27 protein-coding genes, 4 tRNA genes and 1 other RNA gene are annotated in these 23477 nt (G+C 60.6%); 25 read left to right on the top strand and 7 right to left on the bottom strand.

Annotated elements, in window-relative coordinates; all coding sequences use genetic code 11:
- Positions 1-112 precede the first annotated feature (112 nt).
- Positions 113-628: a glycine cleavage system protein R gene (locus H9C73_RS15110; RefSeq protein ID WP_209288737.1), complete on the bottom strand. Its 516-nt coding sequence runs from the start codon at positions 626-628 to the stop codon at positions 113-115.
- 53 nt (positions 629-681) lie between these two features.
- Between H9C73_RS15110 and H9C73_RS15105 the strand changes: the two genes are divergently transcribed.
- Entirely contained in the window at positions 682-1599 is a 918-nt protein-coding gene (locus tag H9C73_RS15105) for an AEC family transporter (RefSeq protein WP_209288736.1), read from the top strand.
- 198 nt (positions 1600-1797) lie between these two features.
- Complete coding sequence (locus H9C73_RS16295; RefSeq protein ID WP_268927275.1) at positions 1798-1923, top strand: hypothetical protein; 126 nt, start codon at positions 1798-1800, stop codon at positions 1921-1923.
- Here the strand turns inward: H9C73_RS16295 and H9C73_RS15100 are convergent.
- The 4 genes from H9C73_RS15100 to H9C73_RS15085 form a co-directional block, all read right to left on the bottom strand.
- Positions 1913-2509, bottom strand: a complete 597-nt coding sequence (locus tag H9C73_RS15100; protein ID WP_209288735.1) for a 5-formyltetrahydrofolate cyclo-ligase — start codon at positions 2507-2509, stop codon at positions 1913-1915. The genes H9C73_RS16295 and H9C73_RS15100 overlap by 11 nt on opposite strands.
- 6 nt (positions 2510-2515) lie before the next feature.
- Positions 2516-2696: non-coding RNA, 6S RNA (gene ssrS, locus H9C73_RS15095), on the bottom strand.
- Between the two features lie 96 nt (positions 2697-2792).
- The gene (locus tag H9C73_RS15090) at positions 2793-3113 is read right to left on the bottom strand and encodes a cell division protein ZapA (protein ID WP_209288734.1); all 321 of its coding nucleotides are present in this window, start codon (positions 3111-3113) and stop codon (positions 2793-2795) included.
- Positions 3110-3319, bottom strand: coding sequence for a TIGR02449 family protein (locus H9C73_RS15085; protein WP_209288733.1), 210 nt, complete (start codon positions 3317-3319; stop codon positions 3110-3112). The genes H9C73_RS15090 and H9C73_RS15085 overlap by 4 nt, the downstream gene beginning before the upstream one ends.
- A 164-nt stretch (positions 3320-3483) precedes the next feature.
- Between H9C73_RS15085 and H9C73_RS15080 the strand changes: the two genes are divergently transcribed.
- The 9 genes from H9C73_RS15080 (at position 3484) to H9C73_RS15040 (ending at position 12469) form a co-directional block, all read left to right on the top strand.
- A complete protein-coding gene (locus H9C73_RS15080; RefSeq protein WP_209288732.1) occupies positions 3484-4092 on the top strand; it encodes a UPF0149 family protein in 609 nt (202 codons plus the stop codon).
- 13 nt (positions 4093-4105) lie between these two features.
- Positions 4106-5422, top strand: a complete 1317-nt coding sequence (gene pepP / locus H9C73_RS15075; RefSeq protein WP_209288731.1) for a Xaa-Pro aminopeptidase — start codon at positions 4106-4108, stop codon at positions 5420-5422.
- Positions 5423-5436: 14 nt separating this feature from the next.
- Positions 5437-6687, top strand: coding sequence for a 2-octaprenyl-6-methoxyphenyl hydroxylase (gene ubiH, locus H9C73_RS15070; RefSeq protein ID WP_209288730.1), 1251 nt, complete (start codon positions 5437-5439; stop codon positions 6685-6687).
- A gap of 15 nt (positions 6688-6702) precedes the next feature.
- Complete coding sequence (locus tag H9C73_RS15065) at positions 6703-7968, top strand: FAD-dependent monooxygenase (protein ID WP_209288729.1); 1266 nt, start codon at positions 6703-6705, stop codon at positions 7966-7968.
- 124 nt (positions 7969-8092) lie between these two features.
- Entirely contained in the window at positions 8093-9196 is a 1104-nt protein-coding gene (gene gcvT / locus H9C73_RS15060; protein WP_209288728.1) for a glycine cleavage system aminomethyltransferase GcvT, read from the top strand.
- Positions 9197-9218: 22 nt separating this feature from the next.
- Positions 9219-9611, top strand: a complete 393-nt coding sequence (gene gcvH, locus H9C73_RS15055) for a glycine cleavage system protein GcvH (RefSeq protein ID WP_209288727.1) — start codon at positions 9219-9221, stop codon at positions 9609-9611.
- Between the two features lie 76 nt (positions 9612-9687).
- Complete coding sequence (locus H9C73_RS15050; RefSeq protein ID WP_209288726.1) at positions 9688-10884, top strand: class I SAM-dependent rRNA methyltransferase; 1197 nt, start codon at positions 9688-9690, stop codon at positions 10882-10884.
- Positions 10885-10925: 41 nt separating this feature from the next.
- Positions 10926-11963: an NADP(H)-dependent aldo-keto reductase gene (locus H9C73_RS15045; RefSeq protein WP_209288725.1), complete on the top strand. Its 1038-nt coding sequence runs from the start codon at positions 10926-10928 to the stop codon at positions 11961-11963.
- A gap of 92 nt (positions 11964-12055) precedes the next feature.
- Positions 12056-12469, top strand: coding sequence for a CBS domain-containing protein (locus H9C73_RS15040; RefSeq protein ID WP_209288724.1), 414 nt, complete (start codon positions 12056-12058; stop codon positions 12467-12469).
- Here H9C73_RS15040 and H9C73_RS15035 read toward each other — a convergent pair.
- Positions 12458-13123 carry a histidinol-phosphatase gene (locus H9C73_RS15035; protein ID WP_209288723.1) on the bottom strand — a complete coding sequence of 222 codons (666 nt, stop codon included), beginning with the start codon at positions 13121-13123 and terminating at the stop codon, positions 12458-12460. The two genes, H9C73_RS15040 and H9C73_RS15035, sit on opposite strands and share 12 nt — an antisense overlap.
- Positions 13124-13284: 161 nt before the next feature.
- Between H9C73_RS15035 and H9C73_RS15030 the strand changes: the two genes are divergently transcribed.
- Positions 13285-13773, top strand: a complete 489-nt coding sequence (locus H9C73_RS15030; protein ID WP_209288722.1) for an RNA pyrophosphohydrolase — start codon at positions 13285-13287, stop codon at positions 13771-13773.
- A 24-nt stretch (positions 13774-13797) separates the two neighbouring features.
- Positions 13798-16113: a phosphoenolpyruvate--protein phosphotransferase gene (gene ptsP, locus H9C73_RS15025; RefSeq protein ID WP_209288738.1), complete on the top strand. Its 2316-nt coding sequence runs from the start codon at positions 13798-13800 to the stop codon at positions 16111-16113.
- A gap of 6 nt (positions 16114-16119) precedes the next feature.
- Here the strand turns inward: ptsP and H9C73_RS15020 are convergent, their stop codons facing one another.
- The gene (locus tag H9C73_RS15020; RefSeq protein ID WP_209288721.1) at positions 16120-16887 is read right to left on the bottom strand and encodes an NRDE family protein; all 768 of its coding nucleotides are present in this window, start codon (positions 16885-16887) and stop codon (positions 16120-16122) included.
- A 62-nt stretch (positions 16888-16949) separates the two neighbouring features.
- Between H9C73_RS15020 and H9C73_RS15015 the strand changes: the two genes are divergently transcribed.
- From H9C73_RS15015 to H9C73_RS14960, 12 genes are all read left to right on the top strand, one after another.
- Positions 16950-17750: a sulfite exporter TauE/SafE family protein gene (locus H9C73_RS15015; RefSeq protein WP_209288720.1), complete on the top strand. Its 801-nt coding sequence runs from the start codon at positions 16950-16952 to the stop codon at positions 17748-17750.
- Positions 17751-17756: 6 nt separating this feature from the next.
- Positions 17757-18548 carry a prolipoprotein diacylglyceryl transferase gene (lgt, locus tag H9C73_RS15010; protein WP_209288719.1) on the top strand — a complete coding sequence of 264 codons (792 nt, stop codon included), beginning with the start codon at positions 17757-17759 and terminating at the stop codon, positions 18546-18548.
- A gap of 192 nt (positions 18549-18740) precedes the next feature.
- Positions 18741-19583, top strand: coding sequence for a thymidylate synthase (locus H9C73_RS15005; protein WP_209288718.1), 843 nt, complete (start codon positions 18741-18743; stop codon positions 19581-19583).
- Between the two features lie 14 nt (positions 19584-19597).
- The gene (gene folA / locus H9C73_RS15000) at positions 19598-20125 is read left to right on the top strand and encodes a type 3 dihydrofolate reductase (RefSeq protein WP_209288717.1); all 528 of its coding nucleotides are present in this window, start codon (positions 19598-19600) and stop codon (positions 20123-20125) included.
- Positions 20115-21080, top strand: a complete 966-nt coding sequence (gene birA / locus H9C73_RS14995; RefSeq protein ID WP_209288716.1) for a bifunctional biotin--[acetyl-CoA-carboxylase] ligase/biotin operon repressor BirA — start codon at positions 20115-20117, stop codon at positions 21078-21080. The genes folA and birA overlap by 11 nt, the downstream gene beginning before the upstream one ends.
- Positions 21067-21792: a type III pantothenate kinase gene (locus H9C73_RS14990; protein ID WP_209288715.1), complete on the top strand. Its 726-nt coding sequence runs from the start codon at positions 21067-21069 to the stop codon at positions 21790-21792. The genes birA and H9C73_RS14990 overlap by 14 nt, the downstream gene beginning before the upstream one ends.
- 1 nt (position 21793) lies before the next feature.
- A complete protein-coding gene (locus H9C73_RS14985; RefSeq protein WP_209288714.1) occupies positions 21794-22441 on the top strand; it encodes a hypothetical protein in 648 nt (215 codons plus the stop codon).
- Between the two features lie 25 nt (positions 22442-22466).
- A tRNA-Thr gene (locus tag H9C73_RS14980) sits at positions 22467-22542 on the top strand.
- Positions 22543-22566: 24 nt separating this feature from the next.
- Positions 22567-22650: transfer RNA gene (locus H9C73_RS14975), tRNA-Tyr, on the top strand.
- Between the two features lie 10 nt (positions 22651-22660).
- Positions 22661-22735, top strand: a tRNA-Gly gene (locus tag H9C73_RS14970).
- An 18-nt stretch (positions 22736-22753) separates the two neighbouring features.
- Positions 22754-22828, top strand: a tRNA-Thr gene (locus H9C73_RS14965).
- A gap of 86 nt (positions 22829-22914) precedes the next feature.
- On the top strand, positions 22915-23477 hold a 563-nt coding region (locus tag H9C73_RS14960; RefSeq protein ID WP_209288713.1), incomplete at its 3' end, for a GTP-binding protein.

Below are 23477 nucleotides of genomic sequence, written 5' to 3'. Positions count from 1 at the left end.
CCTCCACTAAAGCCACAAAAAAGGGACCCTCAAATGAGGATCCCTTTATGATCGAAAACTATGGGACAGCAGTGGCCCAGGGGCGGCTTTTTTGTGTCTGATCGGCGCGCAATCAGCGCAGGGTGATATCCACCATCAGGTCGCTGGCAATTGCCTCCAGCGCCTGCTGCAATTCGTCCGGGTCCATCTCGGTGGGGGCCAGCAGCTCGGCTTCGGCCTTGAACAGCTCTTCGGCTGACATGGAGCCGGAGGTCAGTTCGGTGCTGAGGCGCTCCACGTTGATATGGCGGGCGGCCAGTGCCTGAGAAATCTCACGTACGATGCCCGGCTTGTCATGGCCGACCAGTTCCAGTGTCATCGGCTGCATCGGTACGGCCGGGCTGGCTTCCTCACCGCGTTCGACCGTGACTTTGAGCCCCTGTCCTTCCAGAGCCTGCAGAGCGGCTGTCAGTGCATCGGCCTGCTCGGTGGGAACCTGTGTAATCAGAATACCGGCAAACTTTCCGCCCAGGCGTGACATGCCCGATTCAAGCCAGTTACCCTCATGGTCGGCAATGGTGCGGGAGAGAAGCCCAACGAGGCCGGGTTTGTCCGGGCCAATGATTGTAAGCACCAGGGATGTCATCATAACGCGCTGCCTCTTGTTCAATATTTCGTGTTCACCTAAGGAATGTATCTCAGATGATGCCGATAATCACCGCTCTGTGGCCGGTTTTTGCGTTGCTTCTGCTCGGCTATCTGGCGCGGCGCCATGATTTTCCCGGTGAAGGGTTCTGGGCTCCGGCCGAGAAGGCGACCTATTACGTATTCTTTCCGGCGCTGCTGCTCGGGCGTTTGGCCGATGCCGAGTTGACCGGTGGGGCTTCCCTGCAGCTGGTGATGGCGGTGCTGGCGCTGCCGGGGTGTGGTGTGCTGATCGCCTGGGTGTGCAAGCCGCTGCTGGGCATGCCGGGGCCAGTCTTTACCTCTTTCTTTCAGGGGGCCATGCGGTTCAACACCTATGTGGCGCTGGCCGCCACGTCTGCACTCTACGGTGATGCGGGACTGGTGCATGCGGCACTGATTACGGCGGTGATGGTTCCGACCCTGAACCTGCTGTGTGTGCTGGCGTTTTCCGTGACGGCGCCGGAGCGCCCCGGTGTGATTCAGGTCCTGCGGACACTGGCGGGCAATCCCCTGATTCTGGCGTGTCTGGGCGGTATCGGGCTCAGTGTGACAGGTGCAGGGTTGCCGTCCGCGCTGGCCAGCGTGCTTGAACTGCTGGCTCGAATGGCCCTGCCGATGGGCCTGCTGGCGGTGGGAGCGGGCTTGAGCCTGCACAGCATGCCCGGCGCGCGCGGGGCGCTGGTGGTGTCCTCGCTGATCAAGCTGGCGCTCTTCCCCCTGTTGGCCTTCGGAGCGGCGCGACTGCTCGGTCTGGACGCTCTGGCAACGCAGGTACTGCTGGTCTTTGCCGCCGTGCCAACTGCGACCTCGGCCTACATTCTGTCGCGTCAACTCGGCGGAGATGCGCCACTGATGGCGCGGATCATTACAGTGCAGACACTTGTGGCCATGCTGACACTGCCTTTGTGTGTGTTTCTGGGTGCGGGTTTGTAGCGAAAAGCAGACAAATGGCGCTGTTTTTAGTTGTATTTTCCCCGACGTTAACGAATCTTCTAAAAAAGTGTGGTTAAAATCTGCAAAATTGCGGGATAGGGGTTGCAAAAAAGTTGTCATGTGAAAGACTAGGTCATGCAGGGTTCCACTGTTTTTCAGTGGGTTATCACGACAACTCAATAAAGAATGCGAAGTGCTATGAACAAAAGCCCGGATCTGGTGTTGGTACTTGTAGTGGTTTTTATCGTAGGTGCGGTGATGACCGGTATCTCGCAGAGTGATCTGCAGCTGGCTTCACTGGTACAGCAGGCATTCAATAGCTGATTCGGTAGCAACACCGGTCAGTCAGTATGGCGTCCAGGGGCACGTCCCAGGGCTCTAGCGGCAATTCATTCCGGCGCTGAAAGTCGTGCGCCAAGCCTACCAGTTTCGGGCCCCTGAGCCCCTTGCTTCTCATTCGATACGCAAAGGTGCGGTCATAGTAGCCACCGCCCATCCCAAGGCGTCCACCTGACGCAGAGAATCCCACCAGCGGCATCAGAACCAGATCCAGCGCGAACGCCGGTCGGCGGGGCCGTCCCTGTGGTATTGGCTCGGCAATTCGGTATCGGTTCAGCCGCATTGGGGTTCGACGGGTGTAGGGTGTAAACCAGAGCCGGTTGTGTCGCACGGGGTGCAGTACGGGCAGGTACAGATGTTTGCCCTGGCTGCGGCAGAGGTCGATGATGGGCGCTGTATCCAGTTCGCCGTCATTGGGGAGGTAGAGCGCAATATGCCGGGCGCGACGGAACCAGAGCTGTCGGCCCAGGTATCGCAGTGCCTGAGCAGCGGCAATCTTCTGCTGCCGAGGGGTAAGGGCGTTGCGCTGCTGGCGCAGCTGTCGTCGGAGTGTCTTGCGATCCTGCATCATGGTAAGAGGCTTCCCAGAGTGCCGGTGTCGGTCGTGGCCCTGAACCCAAAGGTTCAGAGTGGAAGCGTTTCACAAGCGAATCAGGCTTTCCGTCAAGCGGACATGCTCACATCACCTGTTGAACGCTGCCTGGGTATTGCTTATCGGCTCGAGGGACTTGACCAACTGTCGAACACTCCAGGAACCTGATTCTCATTATACGCCCTCATGCACTGATGTCAGCCCTTGAAATTTATAAAGCTTCTGCTAAAGGCGTATGTATCCCTTTGTAAAAAAAGGGTTTTCAGGAGGATGAAGAGTTTTCATGACGCTTGGCGGTATTGGCCAGGCTGTGGTCGATTTTCTGCCCCAGTCGGCGCAGATTGGTTTCGATGTTGTGGCGCTGCTCTTCGCGGCTCTTGATCAGCTCGTGCGACATGTTCAGGGCTGCCATCACGGCAATGCGTTCAAGGCCGATAATCTTGCCTGACTGCCGGATTTCCTGCATTTTCTGGTTCAGGTAATCGGCGGACGCGAGCAGCTCGGCTTCCGCGCCATCGGGGCAGCTGATCGTATACTCCTTGTCGAGCAATTTCACTGTGACAGTGCGTGCGTCCGCGCTCATGAATTCTGCTCCAGTGCCTTGAGTCGCTGTATCATGCCCTCAACCTTGTTTCGGGTCTGGTCGTTCAGCTGCACCAGTTGCGCCCGTTCTTCTCGCAGTTGCTGATTTTGCCGCTTCAGCTGGTCATTTTCGCTTTCCAGACGCTCAACAATGTCCAGCAACTGATCGATTTTATGCTCGAGGGCGTTGAAATAGTGCTCGCTCATACCTGTTCCCTTTCCCCAACTTGCTGACTATAAACAGCTGCTTGAGCAGGGTCAATTGAGAGCCAATGGCTCTGCCCATAGTGAGATGCTAGCATAGGGTGGCATAGCGTGCCGGACACCGCCGGCCCTGAACGCCACCCATAGATACGATCCGGAAACCGCACATGACCGATGCACAATCGACCACAGTAGAACTCCCCGACTTTGACGTTCTGGCCGACCTTCTGGTGGAGGAGGGCGCCCTGACGCTCTCGCCGTCCGAATTGCACGGCCTGCTGGCGGGTCAGGTGGCTGCGGGGGCGCGCTTTGATCCTGCCGGGCTGTTGCAGCGTATTCAGGAACTGTTTGATATTGAACCCTTCGGCAGTGACGTCACGCGTCGCACGGTGATGCAGACCTATATGGCCATATTGCAGCAGTTTCAGGCACCCGATTTCAGCTTCGAGCTGCTGCTGCCGGATGAGGACCAACCGTTGTCCATCCGTGCCGAGGCGCTGGGCGTCTGGTGCAGTGGCTTTCTGAGCGGATTTGGCATGCAGGAGCGCAAGGGCCCCGGCGGGCTTTCGGTGGAAGGTCAGGAAACCCTGCGGGATCTGGCTCAGATTGTGCAGATCAGCACCGATGCGGATGCCGAAGGTGAGGAAGACGAGGCCAACCTGATGGAAGTTCAGGAATATGTTCGTATGGCGGCCCTGCTGATTTTCAGCGAGTGCAACGAGCCGGATGCCCGCGAAGAGGACCAGACAGGCAGCACCCCTCCCACCCTGCACTGAAACAGGATTCAGCATGAAAATTGCGCAACACGAATTTGCCCGGCGCCGCGCACGCCTGATGCAGGCACTGCCGGCCGGCAGTATGGCGCTGGTGGCGGCGTCATCTCTGAAAAGCCGTAACCGTGATTCAGAGTACCCCTTTCGCCAGCACAGTGATTTTTATTACCTGACCGGCTTCAACGAGCCCGATGCGATCCTGCTGTTGATGCCGGGGCGCGCCGAAGGTGAGGTGGTCATGTTCTGTCCGCCACGGGATCCGCAGATGGAGATCTGGACCGGCTATCGTGCCGGCCCTGAAGGCTGCGTGCGTGACTTCGGCATAGATCAGGCGATTGACCTGGATCGGGTAGACGAAGAACTGCCGCGTCTGCTGGATGGCTTCCAGCGGCTGTACTACTCCATCGGCATGGACGAAACCCTCGACACCCGGGTACGCGGCTGGCTCAACACTCTGCGGGCTCAGGCCCGTCTGGGGTCCAGTGCACCGGTGGAGCTGGCTCTGCTGGATCGGTTGCTGCATGAGCAGCGCCTGTTCAAGTCGGACGCCGAGCAGGCACTGATGCGCCGGGCCAGTGAAATATCGGCTCAGGCTCATTGTCAGGCCATGCGCGCCTGCCGTCCCGGCCTGTACGAGTACCAGCTGGAAGCAGAAATCACGGCTGTGTGCATGCACGAAGGCGCACGTTTTCAGGCCTATTCACCTATTGTGGGTGGCGGCGCAAACGGCTGCATTCTGCACTACATCGAGAATGAAGACCCGCTGCAGGACGGTGATCTGGTGCTGATCGACGCCGGCTGCGAGCTGGACAACTACGCCAGTGACATTACGCGGACCTTCCCGGTGAACGGACGCTTCAACCCGGAGCAGGCGCAGCTGTATCAGCTGGTGCTGGATATTCAGGATGCCTGTATCGAAGCGATTCGTCCCGGAGTGCCCTTTAACGAGATCCATGATCTGTCCGTTCGCATGTTGACCGAGGGGCTGGTCAAGCTGGGGCTGCTGGAAGGCGAGCTTGAGCAGTTGATTGAAGAGGGCGCGTATCGCCGCTTTTATATGCACCGTGTTGGGCACTGGCTGGGCATGGATGTGCATGATGTGGGTGATTACAAGGTCCACGGCGAGTGGCGACCGCTGGAGCCCGGCATGGTCATGACGGTCGAGCCCGGTGTGTATATTGCCCCGCACGATGAAACCGTACCCCTGAAGTGGCGCGGCATCGGTATCCGCATCGAAGATGACGTGCTGGTGACGGAGCGCGGGTACGAGGTGCTGACTGCGGGTGTACCCAAGCGTATCGCGGATATTGAAGCACTGATGGCGTCTGCCTGAGAGGAGGGCGGTTCATGCAGGAGTATGATCTGGTCATTATCGGGGGTGGCATGGTGGGCGCAAGCCTGGCCGCCGCGCTGCTGCCGGTGGCTGAGACGCTCGGCTTGCGCATGGCGCTGGTTGAAGCCCAGCCGTTACCACAGGACGGCAAGGGCGAGCCGCGCTTTACGCCCAGCTACGATGCCCGTTCAACGGCGCTGGCGCAGGGGGTCAGAACCCTGTACCGGCGCATGGGTATCTGGGATGCGCTGGAACAGCACCTGACACCGATCCAAACCATTCACGTCTCCGAGCAGGGGCGGTTCGGGACGACCCGGTTGCGGGCCGAAGAGGAGTCCGTTCCGGCGCTGGGCTATGTGGTGGAGAACCACTGGCTGGGTCAGGTCCTGATCAGTCATCTGCAGGCGTCGAAAAGCCCCTGCCTTGAGTTGATCAGCCCGGCCGAGGTGACGGGGCTGACCCCCGTATCTTCAGGGCAGCAAGTTCAGCTGCAGCTTGAAGGTGAGCCGCGTGAACTGCAGGCGCAGCTGGTCGTGATGGCGGACGGTGGCCGTTCTGCGCTGCGTGAGCGAATGGGTATCCATTACACGGAGCAGGCCTATGGACAGCATGCGCTGGTGGCCAACGTATCTCTGGACCGCTCACACCGGAATGTGGCGTATGAGCGCTTTACGCCGGGCGGTCCCGTCGCCCTCCTGCCGACTGAATCCGTATCAGGGCAACCGCGTTGCGGGCTGGTCTGGACACTGTCGGACGCGGCGCTGGAAGAGGTGCTGATGCTGGATGATGCGGCTTTCCTTGAACGCCTGCAGGCGACCTTTGGCTACCGTGCCGGCCGTTTCGTTGCCGTTGGGGAGCGGTTTCATTATCCACTCAAGCTGGCGCTCGCGCAGGAGCAGGCACGTTCGGGACTGGTGGTGCTGGGCAATGCCGCACACGCCCTGCACCCCATCGCCGGACAGGGCTACAATCTGGCCCTGCGCGGCGTGGTCGCGCTGGCAGACCTGATTCTTCAGCGCCAACGTGATGGCCTGCCGCTGGGTGCGATCGAGGGGCTGCGTTCTTTTGTTGATCAGCGCCGTGAGGACCAGCAGCGCACCATCGGTTTCAGTGATCTGACCCTCAAGGCGTTTACCAGTGACAACCCCTTGCTGAGAATGGGGCGTGCCGGTGCGTTGCAGGCGCTGGATATCTGCCCGGTTGCGAAAACGCTGTTTGCGCGTGCAGCCATGGGACTTGATCAGCCGGCTGCCCGGCTGCGTTAAATGGAGAACAGGCCGATGCAGGTGGATGCAGAATACGATCTGGTGGTAGTAGGCGCCGGCATGGTGGGGCTGGCCCTTGCCCTTGGGCTAAAGGACACGGGGCTTAGCATTGCACTGCTGGAGCAGCGTGAAGGCGTTCCGGCTGACTGGATAGAACAGGTTGAGGTGCGCCCCGCGGGTCAGTTCGAGAACCGGGTCAGCGCCCTGAATCTGGCTTCGGTGCAGCTGCTGCAGAATCTGGGAGCCTGGTCAGGGATTCAGGCGTCAGGCCGTGCCTGTGCCTATCGTGATATGCAGGTCTGGGATGGCGAAGGCAGCGGCGAGATTCACTTCAGTGCCGATGCACTGCACGAAGACTGTCTGGGTCATATCGTCGAAAATGCAGTCATTCAAGCGGGCCTGCTGGCTGTGCAGCAGCAGGCTGAAGGACTGAACCTGATGACAGGTACCGGCATCAAGGCACTTGCGGCCCCGGATGCCGAAGGGTGCCGGGCGCTGACGCTGGATGATGGTCGGGTGATCCGGGCTCAACTGGTGGTCGGGGCGGATGGCGCCCTGTCGCACACGCGCCGACTGGCCGGAGTACCGGCAACCGAGTGGGACTATGGCCATCACGCGCTGGTAACCACCGTTGCAACCGAGCAGCCGCATGCCGAAACCTGCTGGCAGCGCTTTACCGAAGACGGGCCGCTGGCGTTCCTGCCACTGGCTGGCACGCAGCAGTCCCTTTCCTCCATCGTCTGGTCAACCTCCCCTGAACATGGTCGTGCCCTGATGGCACTGGATGAGGCGGCATTCAACGCGGCGCTGGGCCAGGCCTTTGAGTACCGGCTGGGTGCGGTGGTAGCCAGTGCCGAGCGGCAGTTGATACCGTTGCGCCAGCGCCATGCCCACCGTTATGTGGAGGCAGGGCTGGCGCTGGTTGGAGATGCAGCCCATACCATCCACCCGCTGGCCGGTCAGGGGGTGAATCTCGGCTTCATGGATGCGGTGGCACTGGCAGACGTGCTTGCAGGCGCCCACAAGCGGGGTGAGTCCCTGGCATCACTGGCCGTGCTCAGGCGGTATCAACGTCAGCGTCGCAGCGCCAATCTGATGATGTCGGCCAGCATGGAAGGCTTTCGCCGTCTGTTTGCCCCTCAGCCGGCACCTGTGCGCTTGTTGCGCAGTTGCGGCATGAACCTGATGAACCGGCTGGAACCGGTGAAACAGCATCTGGTGCTGGAGGCGATGGGGCTATCGGGAGAGCGGCCGCCACTGGCGCGCCGTCCGGTGGCTTGACAGGCGGTTAAAGATTGAACTGTGTCGCAAATGCCGATACATTGTGATCCCTTTTTTTGTGTTAACCGCTTGCAACATGGCTTAGGCTTAAGCTTCGGAACACCGCCTGCAGATGAGTTTGCCGATGGGACATAAGACCGCACTTCACGCACAACATCAGGCGCTGGGCGCCAAACTGGTGGACTTCAGTGGCTGGGAGATGCCGCTGCACTATGGTTCTCAGGTCGAGGAGCACCACAAGGTTCGGCAAAGCGCCGGCATGTTCGATGTATCCCATATGACCGTGGTCGACGTGGCCGGTGCTCAGGCGCGCAGCTTCCTGCGCCACCTGCTGGCCAACGATGTGGCCCGCCTGACCCACAAGGGCAAGGCGCTGTATACGGCCATGCTCAACGAACAGGGCGGTGTCATTGATGACCTGATTGTCTACCTGATGACGGAACCGGGTGCGTCTGGTGAGTGGTATCGCCTGGTAGTGAACTGTGGCACCCGCGACAACGACCTGCGCTGGATGGCCGATCAGGCTGTTCGTTTTGATATCACGCTGACCGAGCAGCCGGAGCTGGCGATGATCGCCATTCAGGGGCCCAAGGCGCGGCAGCGGGTTGAACAGGTGGTCAGCGAATCCCGTGCCCGCCTGGTGTCTGAGCTGAAACCCTTTGTCGGTCATGAGTCGGAAGGCTGGTTTATTGCCCGAACCGGCTATACTGGCGAAGACGGCCTGGAGATCATGCTGCCGGAAGACGAAGCCGAGGCTTTCTGGCAGCAGCTGCTGGATGCCGGTGTGGCACCCTGTGGCCTGGGAGCACGTGATACCCTGCGCCTGGAGGCGGGTATGAACCTCTACGGCACGGATATGGACGAAAGCGTATCGCCACTGGAAGCGGCCATGGGCTGGACGGTGGCGCTGGAGCCTGAAGACCGGCATTTTGTCGGCCGCGAGGCGGTTGAGAAAATGAAGGCTGAAGGTGTTTCACGTCGGCTGGTGGGCCTTGTCCTGACCGAGCGCGGTGTGTTGCGCGGGCATCAGACCGTGATTGTCGAGGGGCTGGGTGAAGGCGAGATCACCAGTGGCAGCTTCTCGCCGACGCTGGGTCACTCCATTGCACTGGCGCGTGTACCGGCCGGTGTGGGGGAAACCGCTGAAGTGGAAATGCGTGGCAAGCGCGTCCCGGTGCGAGTGGTGCGTCCGCCGTTTGTACGCAACGGTGAAAAAGTTTTTTCCTGAACCCGATAGATAGGAAACCAAGATGAGCAACGTCCCTAACGAATTGAAGTATGTGGCCAGCCACGAGTGGATCCGCGAGGAAGGCGAGGGTGTTGTGGCGATCGGCATCACCGATCACGCGCAAGACCTGCTGGGTGACGTGGTGTTCGTCGAGCTGCCGGAAGTCGGTGACGAACTGAGCGCCGGCGATGATGTTGGGGTGGTGGAATCCGTCAAGGCGGCGTCTGATGTTTACGCGCCCCTCAGTGGTGAAGTGGTCGCCATCAATGAAGAGCTGGAAGATGCACCGGAAATGGTGAACTCCGACCCCTATGGTGATGGCTGGTTCTTCAAGCTGAAGCTGAGTGATACCGCCGAGCTGGAAGACCTGCTGGACGCGGATGGCTACGCCGCCCACTGCGAGTCCGAAAGCTGATCGGCTGCAAGGCCCTGACCCTTTCACTGTCCCGGCTTTTGCCGGGACAGTCATTTCAGAACAAAGATAGAGCACGATGAACCTCAAACCCCTTACACTCAAGTCAGGCGCGGACCGTCGCCTGCGCGCTGGCCATCTGTGGATCTACAGCAACGAAGTCGATACCCGTGCCACGCCGCTGAAAGGTTTTGAGCCGGGCGAGCAGGTCGTTGTGCAGACATCGGCCGGCAAGGCGCTGGGCATTGCCACCGTCAACCCCAATACACTGATCTGTGGTCGCCTGATCGGGCGCGACCTGAAACGTCCGTTGGACCGCTCCCTGCTGGTGCACCGCTTCAACGTGGCCAGGTCGCTGCGTGAGCAGTGCTTTGACCAGCCCTGCTACCGGGTCATCTTCGGGGATGCGGACGGCCTGCCCGGACTGGTGGTGGACCGTTTCTTTGATATTTTCGTGGTCCAGATCTCCACCGCCGGCATGGAACTGATGCAGGACGCCATCATCGATGCTCTGAACAAGGTGTTTCAGCCGCAGGCGATCGTATTGCGTAACGATGGCAAGATGCGCGCCACCGAGGGGCTCGATACCTTTGTCGAAGTGGTACAGGGCGAAGTGCCGGAGCTGGCGCCGTTGAATGAAAATGGTGTCAACCTGGTCGCGCCGGTATTGACCGGTCAGAAAACCGGCTGGTTCTATGATCACCGTGAAAACCGTGCCCGCATGCAGACGCTGGTGAACGGCAAGCGCGTGCTGGATCTGTTCAGCTATGTGGGTGGCTGGGGCGCTCAGGCGCTGGCGGCAGGGGCCAGTGAAGTGGTCTGTGTGGATGCCTCGGTGACGGCGCTGGAAGTGGCTGCCGAGAACGCACGTCTGAATGACGGTGAGACCCGCTTCCGGGGATTGCAGGGCGATGCCTTTGAACTGTGCAAGGCACTGGTGGCCGACAAGGAACGCTTCGATGTGGTGATTGTGGACCCGCCGGCGTTTATTGCGCGTCGCAAGGATATCCGCAACGGCGAGCGCGCCTATGCCCGCATCAACAACCTGGCGATGCGCCTGCTGAACAAGGACGGCATGCTGGTATCCGCTTCCTGCTCCATGCATCTGGCCAAGGACCGTCTGGTGGATATTCTGCGGGCGAACAGCCGTGAGCTGGATCGTAACGCCCAGATCTTTGCTCAGGGCAGTCAGGGTGCGGATCACCCCATTCATCCGGCGATCCCTGAAACCGAGTATCTGAAAGCCTATTTCCTCCGTGTACTGCCGGCAAACTGAGGCGGCGGTAATGATTGCCACATCGTGAAAGGAGACAGTCAATGGATTACCTGACACTGGGCCGGTCTGATCTGAAAGTCAGCCGCATTGCGCTGGGCACCATGACCTTCGGCCGCCAGAACACCGAAGAAGAAGCCTTTGCTCAACTGGATTACGCGCTGGAGCGGGGGGTAAACCTGATCGATGCGGCCGAAATGTATCCGGTGCCGACGGCCGCCGAGTTCCAGGGGCGCACGGAAGCCTATATCGGCAACTGGCTGCAGGCACGCGGGACACGCGACAAGGTCATCCTGGCGACCAAGGCAACGGGCCCCGGTGACATGGTCAGCTACCTGCGCCCGGATATGCGCCATGATGCCCGTAACCTGCGGCTGGCACTGGAAGGCAGCCTGAAGCGGCTGCAGACCGATTATATCGATCTGTATCAGTTGCACTGGCCGGATCGCAGTACCAATTATTTCGGCCAGCTCGGCTATGAGCACAAGCCGGAAAACCCCGGTACACCGCTTGAAGAAACCCTGTCCGTGCTGGGTGAGCTGGTGCAGGAAGGCAAGATTCGCTACATCGGCCTGTCCAACGAAACGCCCTGGGGTACCATGAAGTGCCTGCAGCTGGCAGACGCCCTGGGGCTGCCCCGTATTCAATCGGTGCAAAACCCCTACAGTCTGTTGAACCGGACAGCCGAAGTCGGGCTGGCCGAGGTGATGCTGCGTGAAGACGTGGGGCTACTCGCCTACTCGCCGCTGGGGTTTGGCGTGTTGAGCGGCAAGTATGCCGGTGGTGCGCGGCCGGAAGGTTCACGTCTGGCGCTGTTCCCGGAGTACCGTCGCTACCTGACCGAACAGGGGGTTGCCGCCACCGAGTGTTACCTGCATCTGGCGGCCGAGTTCGGGCTGGATCCGGCCCAGATGGCGCTGGCCTATGTCAATTCTCGCCCGTTTCTGGGCAGTAACATCATTGGTGCGACCCGTCTTGAGCAGCTCAAGGCCAACCTCGATTCGCTGGAGGTGAGGCTCTCACCTGAGCTGCTGGCGAAAATCGAAGCGATTCATCAGCGTTATCCCAACCCCTGCCCCTGATGCAGCACAAGGGTCGGCGCGTTTTCACTGCGCGTTCGGCCCGGCTTTTGCCATACTCAGAGTAGAACCCCGAGTGGAAGGAGAAAGCCAAGATGCAGCAACAACAAGTACAGGATCTGATGCAGCCCGTCCCACATCCGCTTCATGTGCGCATGTCACTGGCCGAGGCAGTGGACCTGATCCTGCAGTCCGGACAGATTGGCCTGCCAGTGGTGGATGATGACCACCATGTGTGTGGTTTTGTATCCGAACACGACTGCATCGACTATCTGGTGAGTGGCACATACCATTGTGACAGCCGTACCCAGGTTGGCGACATCATGTACAGCGAACCGCTGTGTACGTCGCCGGGAGAGAGCGTGATTGATCTGGTCCAGAAAATGGGCGGGAACAAGCCCAAAACCTGGCCGGTGGTGAAAGATGGGCGGCTGGTGGGCGTGATCAGCCGCCGTCAGATCATGCAGGCCTTGAATGCCACCATGAAGGCGTGTCGCTCACACGTCTGAGGGCATCAGCTCCAGCACAGGCCAGCCACGGGCTTGGGCGGTCGCACGCAGACGGTCGTCGGGGTTGGTGGCCACCGGGTTGTCTACGGCCTCCAGCAGCGGCAGGTCGTTGTTGGAGTCGCTGTAGAACCAGCTGCCCTCCAGACTGTGCCCGGTCTGCTCCAGCCAGGCGTTCAGGCGCGTGACCTTGCCTTCTCGGAAGCAGGGCGTGCCGGCAACCTTGCCGGTGAACTGGCCGTTGATCTGTTCGGGATCGGTGGCCAGCAGGTCGTCAACGCCCAGGCGCGCGGCGATGGGGGCGGTCACGAAACGGTTGGTGGCGGTAATGATGAGCAGAAAATCACCCTGCTCGCGGTGCTGTTTCAGCAGGGCCTCGGCCTTGGGCAGAATGATCGGCTCGATACACTCGGCCATGAACTCGGCATGCCACTGATCGAGCTGCTCCGGCGTATGCTTGGCCAGCGGGTTGAGGGCGAAGTTCAGAAACTCGTGTATATCCATCTCCCCGCGCAGGTACTCTTCATAGAAGCGGTCGTTGGCCGCGCGGTATTCATGTTCATCCACAACGCCTTTGCGGCACAGAAACTCGCCCCAGGCGTGGTCGCTGTCGCCACCGATCAGGGTGTGGTCCAGGTCAAAAATCGCAAGACTCACCGGAAATCCTCTCAAACGGGCCCGAGCCAGCGGGCAGATAAATGCGCAAGCATAGACCTCGGGGGGTAGTCACGCAACGCTCGATCCTGCATGCTATTTGCCAGAAGGATGATCTGTGGAACAATAAAACCCAATAACCTTTACAGATCGGGATCAGAATTGTGATTGATGCAGATGGATTCAGACCGAACGTCGGAATCATTCTGGTTAATTCGCAGGGTCAGGTTCTTTGGGCAAGACGCATCGGGCAAAACGCCTGGCAGTTCCCGCAAGGTGGTATACAGTCAAACGAAACCCCCGAAGAGGCGATGTATCGCGAACTCGGTGAAGAGATCGGACTGTCGCCCTCGGATGTGGAAATTCTGGCGGTTACGCGCGGCTGGCTGCGCTACCGTCTGCCTAAACGCATGATCCGGCGCCACTCACACCCCGTGTGTGTGGGCCAGAAACAGAAATGGTTCCTGTTGCGCATGCTCAGTGATGACAGCGCTGTCAGGATCGACCACACTGACTCACCCGAGTTTGATGGGTGGGAGTGGGTCAGCTACTGGTATCCCTTGGGGCAGGTGGTGTCCTTCAAGCGAGAGGTATACCGCAAGGCGATGAAGGAGCTCTCGCCCCGACTGGCGCGCCTTCCGTCGACGTCATGACCTGAACAGGAGCGATCCATGAGTATGCTCAGCGTGCTGCGCAAAATCGTACAGGAGGTCAGTGCCGCACCGGATCTTGAATCGGTGCTTGACCTGATTGTACGGCGCATTCAGCGCACGATGAAAACTCAGGTCTGCTCCATCTTCCTGTTTGACCCGGTTCAGCAGCGCTACGTGCTGCGTGCCACCCAGGGCCTTAATCAGGATGCCGTGGGCAAGGTCAGCCTCTCCATGACAGAGGGGATCGTCGGTCAGGTGGGGCAGCGTGCCGAGCCGATCAACCTGGAAGATGCCGCCCGTCACCCCGCCTTCCACTATCTTCAGGCCACTGGCGAAGAACGCTACCACGCCTTCCTGGGCGTCCCCATCATCCATCACCGCACGGTCCTGGGCGTGTTGGTCGTCCAGCAGGTCGAGCACCGCCGTTTCGACGAAAGCGAAGAAGCGTTCATGGTGACGCTGTCGGCACAGCTGGCCGGTATCATCGCCCATGCTGAAGCGACCGGGTCGGTGAATATGGACACGGCTGAAGCGGTAGCCGGTCAGGCCGACGCGTCCGAGTCGGTACCCGCTGTACACGACAAGCGCTTCAACGGTGTGGCGGCGGCGCCGGGTGTGGCCATAGGTACGGTGGTCATCGCCACCCTGACGGCAGAGCTTGAAACCGTGCCGGACAAGCCCGGGCGCGGGGTTGAGCGTGAGCGTGCCGATTTTCATGCAGCACTGGAAGCCGTGCGGGATGACCTGACCACGCTGGGCAAGAGCTTGGCGCAGCGCCTCAAGGCCGAGGAGCAGGCCCTGTTCGATGTCTACCTGCGCATGCTGGACGACAGCGCCCTGCGTGGAGAAATTGAGCGGCGCATTGAGCAGGGACAGTGGGCGCAGGGTGCGCTGCGGGATGTGATTCTGGCGCAGGTGCAGCAGTTCAGTCGCATGGAAGATGCTTACCTGCGTGAACGTGCAACGGATGTTCGGGATCTGGGCCGCCGTATTCTCGGCTACCTGCAGGAAAGTGCGGGCCCGGTGCAGATGGAGTGTCCGGATAATGCGATTCTGATCGCAGACGAGCTGTCGCCCGCCATGCTGGGCATGGTGCCGGAAGAAAAACTGGCCGGGCTGGTCGCCGTAAGCGGATCGGGGAACTCCCATGCGGCCATCATGGCGCGCTCGATCGGGATTCCGACCGTTATGGGGGTGGTCGACCTGCCTTTCACTCGGCTGGATGGTCGCAAGGTGATCGTGGATGGCTACTCGGGCCGCATCTATGTAAACCCCTCGGAACGGCTGCTGGAAGCCTTTGAACGGGTGATCCGGGATGAGCAGGCCGTGGCGGCGGGACTGGAGGAGCTCAGGGACCTGCCGGCCGAAACGACCGATGGCTATCGCATGCCGCTGTGGGTCAATACGGGGCTGGTGGCGGATGTGACACGCTCACTGGAGCGGGGCGCCGAAGGCATAGGTCTGTACCGCACTGAAATCCCGTTCATGATCCGCGACTTCTTCCCCAGTGAGCAGGAGCAGTTGCAGAGCTACCGCAGTCAGCTGGAAGCCTTTGCGCCGCGCCCGGTGACCATGCGCACGCTGGATATCGGCGGTGACAAGGCGCTGCCCTATTTCCCGATCAACGAAGACAACCCTTTCCTGGGCTGGCGCGGCATTCGTGTCACCCTCGATCATCCCGAAATCTTTCTGGTGCAGGTGCGCGCCATGCTGCGTGCCTCCGAGGGGCTGGACAACCTGCGTATCATGCTGCCGATGGTGACCAGTATCCACGAGGTCGAGGAGGCCTTGCGGCAGATCGACCGTGCCGTGGCGGAGTTGCAGGATGAAGGCTACGACATCAAGCGCCCACCGGTTGGCGTGATGGTGGAAGTCCCGGCAGCGGTGTATCAGGTACGCCGCTTTGCACGGCTGGTCGACTTTATCTCTGTCGGGTCTAACGATCTGACGCAGTACATCCTGGCGGTAGACCGCAACAACCCGAGGGTGGCCGGTCTATATGCCGCTTACCACCCGGCGGTGCTGCGTGCGCTGCAGTACATCGCGCGTGAAACCCGCCGGGAGGGCAAGCCCGTGTCCATCTGCGGTGAAATGGCGGCGGACCCCGGAGGGGCTTTGCTGCTGATGGCAATGGGGTACGAAGTGCTCTCCATGAACGCCAATAACCTGCCCCGTGTGAAGTCGGCCATTCGGGGCGTGAGTCTGGTGCGTGCCCAGTCCCTGCTCAGTCGCGTGCTGCGGATGGGCGATGCCGAAGAGATTCACCAGTACCTGCGCGATGCCCTCAAGGGGCTGGGGCTGGGTCAGCTCACGCGTCCCCGGTTGCCCAACCAGCTTTAACCTGTCTCAGGCCAGCAGAGGGCGCTGCATCTGGTAGCGGCGCCGGCTTTGGCACCGCCCCTCGGCTGAATACCCTTCCTCCATGAACAGCAGTCGCCCGCTGCGGTGCTGCAGTATCAGGCTGCTGGCACGGGTGCCGTAATCGTCCGACAGGATCATGCATGACGACAACAGGCGCTCGCGCTCCAGTGACAGGCCGGTATCGGGCAGCCTGCTGTCGAGCGGGCGGCGTTGGTCATGCAGCAGATGAATCAGTCGTTCCGGCTGCGGCAGTCCCTGCGCCAGTTGTTGCTGCAGTCGCTGGCGTGCCAGCAGCGTTTTGGGCCAGGGGGTATCCAGCAGGGCATTGCTCAGGCCATAAACGCCTGTCCCCAATGGCCGGCAATGGCGCGTAAGATTGCTGTAGTGATACCAGCCGCTGCTGTCACGCAGCAGCAGGTTGAAGCTGGCAAAACGCTCGTCCGGCAGTGAATGGCAAAATGCCTGCGCATCCAGCGGTGACTCAATGAAGTCAGTGACCAGGCGCCCCCGTGAGAGCGCCCCTTCCGGAACGGGCCGTCTCAGGTCACGGTGGTTGGTGACCAGCACGAAACGGTGGTTGTTTCCCAGTCCCATCCAGCTGCCGCCCGCTTCGAGGTCCCGTCCGCCAAGGATGGAGTGGTCCGGCCAGGGGTGCAGCGGCGCGGTGGGGCGAGCATGGAACTCATCGCGGTTGCCCACCAGAATCAATGGCCAGTCAGGGTGAGCGTTGAGGGCAAGAACGGCCAGACACATGAGGTTTCATCTACCGGGTTGAGGCTCTAAGATAGATCGCTTTAACAAGCGGATGGATGACCATGTTAACAACTCTGGCCCTGTATGTGTTACTGGGGGCGCTGGCAGGCGTTGTCGCCGGGCTTTTTGGCATCGGTGGCGGGTTGCTGATCGTGCCGGTGCTGATCTTCTCCTTTCAATTGCAGGGGGTGGATCCCGGCGTACTCACGCACATGGCGGTTGCGACCTCTCTGGCCACGATCGTGGTCACATCCATCAGCTCGGTACGCACTCATCATCAGCACGGTGCCGTGCGCTGGTTGCTGTTTCGACCCTTGGCGCTGGGGATTCTGGTCGGGGCCGTACTGGGGGTCAATACGGCCATACAGCTGCCGGGGCCGGTATTGCAGATTGCGCTGGGCAGCTTTGCGTTGCTGGTGGCGGTGCAGATGGCCTTCAACCTCAAACCCGGAGCCGGCGGTCGTGCACCCGCCATGCCTGAACTGGCCGCCGCGGGTGGTGTCATAGGCTGGGCATCCTCCATCTTCGGTATTGGCGGCGGCACACTCACCGTGCCCTATCTGAGCTGGCGCCGTGTCAGCATGCAGCAGGCCGTGGCGACCTCGGCGGCCTGTGGCCTGCCGATCGCCCTGATGGGGGCGTTGACCAATATCTGGCTGGGGTGGGGGCATCAGGCGTTGCCGGACTGGAGTCTGGGCTATGTCTATCTGCCCGCGTTTGTCGGTATTGTCATGGCCAGCTCCTTCACGGCACCCATAGGTGCTCGGCTGGCGCACCGTCTGTCCCAGCCGATGCTGAAGAAAGTGTTTGCACTGTTTCTGGTCGTGGTGGCCGGGCGTTTCATCTTCTCCAATCTGGGATAAATCGGCATGTGGGTACATGATATCGATCCATTGGCGCTGGAACTGGGGCCCATTCAGGTGCACTGGTATGGCCTGATGTATTTAATCGGTTTTGCCGCAGCCTGGTGGCTGGGCAACTATCGGGCCCGTCAGGCCGGATCGGGCTGGACCGAACAGCAGGTGTCCGACCTGGTGTTCTGGGGGGCTGTGGGCGTGATACTGGGCGGGCGCGCCGGGTACGTGCTGTTCTACAACTTCGACTACTTTCTGCAGGACCCGCTGTGGCTGTTTGCGGTCTGGGAAGGCGGCATGTCCTTCCACGGGGGGCTGTTGGGGGTGCTGGTGGTGCTGGCGCTGTTTGCGCGTCGTTACCGGAAAACCTTTTTCGAAATCGGCGACTTTGTGGCGCCGCTGGTGCCAATCGGGCTGGGTGCAGGCCGACTGGGCAACTTTATCGGGGGTGAAGTCTGGGGGCGCGTGACCGATGTGCCCTGGGCGGTGATCTTTCCGCGTGCCGGTGACGGCATGCCGCGCCACCCCTCCCAGCTCTATGAAATGGCGCTGGAGGGTGTGGTCCTGTTTGCGCTGCTCTGGTGGTACTCGGCCAGGCCGCGTCCGCGCATGGCAGTATCGGGTCTGTTCCTGCTGGGATATGGCAGCTTCAGGTCGCTGGTGGAGCTGGTAAGGGAGCCGGATGGGCATCTGGGCTTTATCGCCTTTGACTGGCTGACCATGGGTCAACTGCTGTCGTTGCCGATGGTTGCACTGGGAGCGCTGTTGATCTGGCTGGCATATCGTCGACAGGGTAATGTTGGCTAGCCTGTGGCGGGCTGATGGTGCCGCCGCTTGTATGCGACCGTCTGCCGCCAGGGAAGGCGGCAGTCGAGCGGTCATGGATGACGTAAAGCGGGTCGCAGGCAAGTGGTGGCACCAGGCGTAAAGCCCCGGCTATGGCTTCAGGACGATATGGGGCATAAAATGATCCCTATTTGTTTTTAGAACGGGGCGGTTATGCGGCAGTATCTGGATCTGATGCAGGACATCATTGATAACGGTGTGGATAAGGGGGATCGCACCGGCACAGGCACGCGCTCGGTGTTTGGCCGTCAGCTGCGTTTTGACCTGTCCGAGGGCTTCCCGCTCCTGACCACCAAGAAGGTGCATCTCAAGTCTGTCATCTACGAATTGCTCTGGTTCCTGTCCGGCAGCACCGACAACACCTGGCTGCAGGAGCACGGCGTACGGATCTGGAACGAGTGGGCGCTGGAGGATGGCGATCTGGGTCCGATTTACGGCAAGCAGTGGCGCTCCTGGGCCTGCCCGGATGGCTCCACCATCGACCAGATCGCTCAGGTTGTTGATCAGATCAAGCGTACCCCCAATTCGCGCCGACTGATCGTCAGTGGCTGGAACCCGGCCGACCTGCCCGATGAAACCATCACGCCGCAGGAAAACGTCCGCCTTGGCAAGGCCGCGCTGCCGCCCTGTCATACGCTGTTCCAGTTCTATGTGGCCAACGGTCGGCTGAGTTGCCAGCTGTATCAGCGCAGTGCCGATTACTTTCTCGGGGTGCCGTTCAATATCGCGTCCTATTCGCTGCTGACCCATATGGTGGCGCAGCAGTGCGACCTTGAGGTGGGGGAGTTTGTGCACACCTTCGGGGATGTTCACCTCTACGCCAACCATCTGAATGATCCGGCCATTGTGCAGGAGCAGTTGTCACGTACCCCGAAGCCGCTGCCCCAACTGACGCTGCGCCGCCGACCGGCTGATATTTTCAGCTATGAATATGAAGACTTTGAGCTAACCGGGTACGAGCCTGATCCGGTTATCCGTGCGCCTATCGCTGTCTGAGACAAGGAGAACACATGCGTCTTGCCATGATTGCGGCCCAGTCGCTGAATCGAGTGATCGGCATCAACAACAAGCTGCCCTGGTATCTCCCGGGTGATCTGAAGTACTTCAAGCAGGTGACCCTCGGCAAACCGATTGTGATGGGGCGCAAGACCTTTGAGTCCATTGGCCGCCCCTTGCCGGGGCGCACCAATATCGTGATCACCCGCGACACCGAATGGGATCACCCGGGGGTTCGAGTCGTGCACGGGCTGGATGAGGGTGTCGAGCTGGCAGAAAGTCTGGCTCACATCGATGGCGTTGAAGAAGCGGTCGTGATCGGTGGTGCCGAGATCTACAGCCTGTGCCTGCCCCGTGCCGACCGCCTCTATCTGACCCAGGTTCATGCCGAGGTCGAAGGCGATGCGTTTTTCCCCGCCTTCAATCCGGATGACTGGCATGAGGTGGCGCGGGATGACTTCAAGGCCGAAGGCCCCAACCCCTACGACTACAGCTTTATCGTGCTGGATCGCGTGGCGCTGAGGGGTGGTGATGCTGGATAAGTTGTTGGCGGTACTGGCGGATGGCGCCTTCCACTCAGGCAGTGCACTGGGCAAGTCGCTGGGGATGAGTCGAAGCGCGGTCTGGAAGCATATGCGCCGCCTGGAAGAGCTGGGCGTTGAGGTATACAGCGTCAAGGGGCGTGGCTATCGCATTCCCGGCGGGCTGGATCTGCTGCAGCAGCAAGAGATAGGTCAGGCACTGGCGCCACTCGAACATCTGCACGAAATCGAGGTCAGGACAGAGGTCGACTCCACCAATCTGATCGCGCTGGATCGCCTGCAACGGGGTATCTCGCGGGGGCTGTATGTCGCCGAATACCAGCATGGTGGTCGTGGGCGGCGGGGGCGTCAGTGGCTGAGCCCGCTGGCGTCCAGTCTGTGTTTCACCCTGGCCTGGCGCTTCAACAGCGGTGCAGCCGCACTGGAGGGGTTGAGCCTGGCGGTCGGTATTGCCCTGCAGCGCGCACTCCAGCGCATGGGCATTCCGGGAACAGCGCTCAAATGGCCCAATGATGTACTGGTCAACGATGCCAAGCTGGCCGGGATATTGATCGAGCTGAGCGGCGATGCCGCCGGTGAATGCCAGGTCGCCGTCGGCGTGGGGCTGAATGTGGCCGTGCCGGATGCGCTGCTGGAGCAATTGGATCAGTCCGCAACCGACCTGCGCCGTCTTGGCTATGCCGGTACGCGCACCGAGCTGCTGACCGAACTGGTGACAGAGCTGGTCGGTGTGCTGGATCTGTTCGAGCGTGGTGGTTTCGCGCCGCTGCGTCCGGAGTGGGAGGCCGCCAATGCCTTTGCCGGGCGTTCGGTCAGACTGACCTCCGGGCGGCACAGTTTTGAGGGTGTGTGTCTGGGGGTCACCGATCAGGGCGGTCTGCGGCTGCAGACAGACGCTGGCGAAGAGGTGTTTCACGGCGGGGAAATGAGTGTGCGTGTGCATGAGCCGGCTTGAACTGGATGCAGGCAATACCTTCATTAAATGGAGGTTGCTGGACGGCGAGCAGATTGTGCAGCGCGGGCGCTGGCCGACCGGGCGCTTTGAGCCCGCCATGCTGGCGGATGTGGATGCCCGACCGGCTCAGGTGTGGCTGGCCTCTGTTGCCGGCAAGGACGTGAACCGGGTAATGCGTGAAGCCGTCAGCGCGCGCTGGAATATGGATCTACGTCAGGCGTTCACTCAAGCAACCTGCGCAGGAGTGATCAACAGTTACCGGGACCCTGCGCGCATGGGCGTGGATCGTTGGCTGGCGATGCTGGCCGCCTGGCACCGGGCGTCCGGTCCCTGTTGTGTGGTGGATTGCGGCAGCGCCATCACGGTGGACCTGCTGGATGCCGAGGGTGTCCATCGGGGAGGATACATCCTGCCGGGGCTGAGGCTGATGCAGATATCGCTGCTGGGCCGAACGGCTGAGGTGCGGGTTGAAGAGGCGCTGGAGGTAGAGGCTGTGATGCCGGGCCGCAGCACCGAAGAAGGCGTCAGTCATGGTGCGCGCTTTATGCTGATGGCGCTGGCCGAACAATTAAGGCTGGGGCTGCCGGGTGAGTCGGGGCCGGTGCGGACCCTTGTGACGGGCGGGGATGCAGAGGCTCTGACCGCCTTTCTGCCCGACGCGGTGCTCTGCCCGGATCTGGTCCTGGATGGCTTGCAATGGGCATGGGGGTAATATGCTGCGTTGGTTAGCCCTGTTGCTGGTGCTTGCAAATGCATTGCTGTTGTTCTGGTTTGGGCAGCAACAGCAGCAGGATGCTCAGGTGAAGGTGCCTGACGAGCTGACACGGCTGCGCTTGTTGCATGAACTGGGTCCGGACAAGGCGCTTGAAGCGCGTTCACTCCAGTGCTATCGCCTGGGCAGTTTCATGACCGAGGCCGAGATTGCGCGCGCAGGTGAGCGGCTGGAGGCGCGCGGTTTTGAGGTGAATACGATACCGGCAACTCCGAGTGTCATCGGGTATCGCCTGAGAGTGCCGGTGCCGCCGGATGCCGATGCACGCATCCGGCTGCTGGATGAGCTTGCGCTGGCCGGCTGGGTGCCGCAAACCCGCGATGGCTATTTCATTCTGGGGCCGTTTGTGGGCGAACAGGCGGAAGCAGAGGCCCGGACAGAGCAGCAGGCGCTGGTGAGCGTGCTGGGAATGGAGGTGAAAAGGGTGCCCATGGAAGACCCGAATCCGGGGCTTGATCTGATCGCCGCCATGCCGGAAGGCGAGGATTTTGTGCCGCTGTTGCAGCAAATGATGCGTGCAGGCTGGCCGGGTATAAAAATTGAAAAAAAATCCTGTGAGGGGCTTGCACAGCCCCAATCGGATCAGTAAGATACGCACCACTTCGACAGGCAAGGCCGGTATAGCTCAGCTGGTAGAGCAACTGACTTGTAATCAGTAGGTCCGGGGTTCGACTCCTCGTGCCGGCACCATGTCTGAAGGAGCGTTGAAAGGCTGGTGGGGTTCCCGAGTGGCCAAAGGGATCAGACTGTAAATCTGACGCGCAAGCTTCGGTGGTTCGAATCCACCTCCCACCACCATCTCCGTTTTGCGGGTATGGTATAGTGGCTATTACCTCAGCCTTCCAAGCTGAAGAGGCGGGTTCGATTCCCGCTACCCGCTCCAACGAAGACAATGTGTTATGCTCATGTAGCTCAGGGGTAGAGCACACCCTTGGTAAGGGTGAGGTCGGCGGTTCAAATCCGCCCATGAGCTCCAGTTTAGATGAAGGGTAGATATAGTGATATGTCTACCCTTTGTTGTATTTGGCGTCTTTGAAACGACTTGATCAGGTTGACCTTGCCATGGCTAAACAATCATTTGAACGCAGCAAGCCGCACGTTAACGTAGGTACTATCGGCCACGTTGACCACGGCAAAACCACTCTGACCGCCGCACTGACTCGCGTATGTGCAGAAGTATGGGGCGGCGCAGCCGTTGCCTTCGACGGTATCGACAACGCACCGGAAGAGCGTGAGCGTGGTATCACCATCTCCACTTCTCACGTTGAGTACGAGTCTCCGACTCGCCACTACGCGCACGTCGACTGCCCGGGACACGCTGACTACGTTAAGAACATGATCACCGGTGCTGCTCAGATGGACGGCGCTATCCTGGTATGTTCTGCAGCTGACGGCCCCATGCCGCAGACTCGCGAGCACATCCTGCTGTCTCGTCAGGTTGGCGTACCGTACATCGTTGTGTTCCTGAACAAAGCAGACATGGTCGACGACGAAGAGCTGCTGGAACTGGTTGAAATGGAAGTGCGTGAGCTGCTGGAAGAGTACGAGTTCCCGGGCGACGACACTCCGATCATCGTTGGTTCTGCGCTGATGGCGCTGGAAGGCAAGGATGACAACGGCTTCGG

Source organism: Marinobacterium alkalitolerans (genome assembly GCF_017776525.1).
GTDB lineage: Bacteria > Pseudomonadota > Gammaproteobacteria > Pseudomonadales > Balneatricaceae > Marinobacterium > Marinobacterium alkalitolerans.
This window is presented reverse-complemented; position numbering and strand designations above follow the sequence as displayed.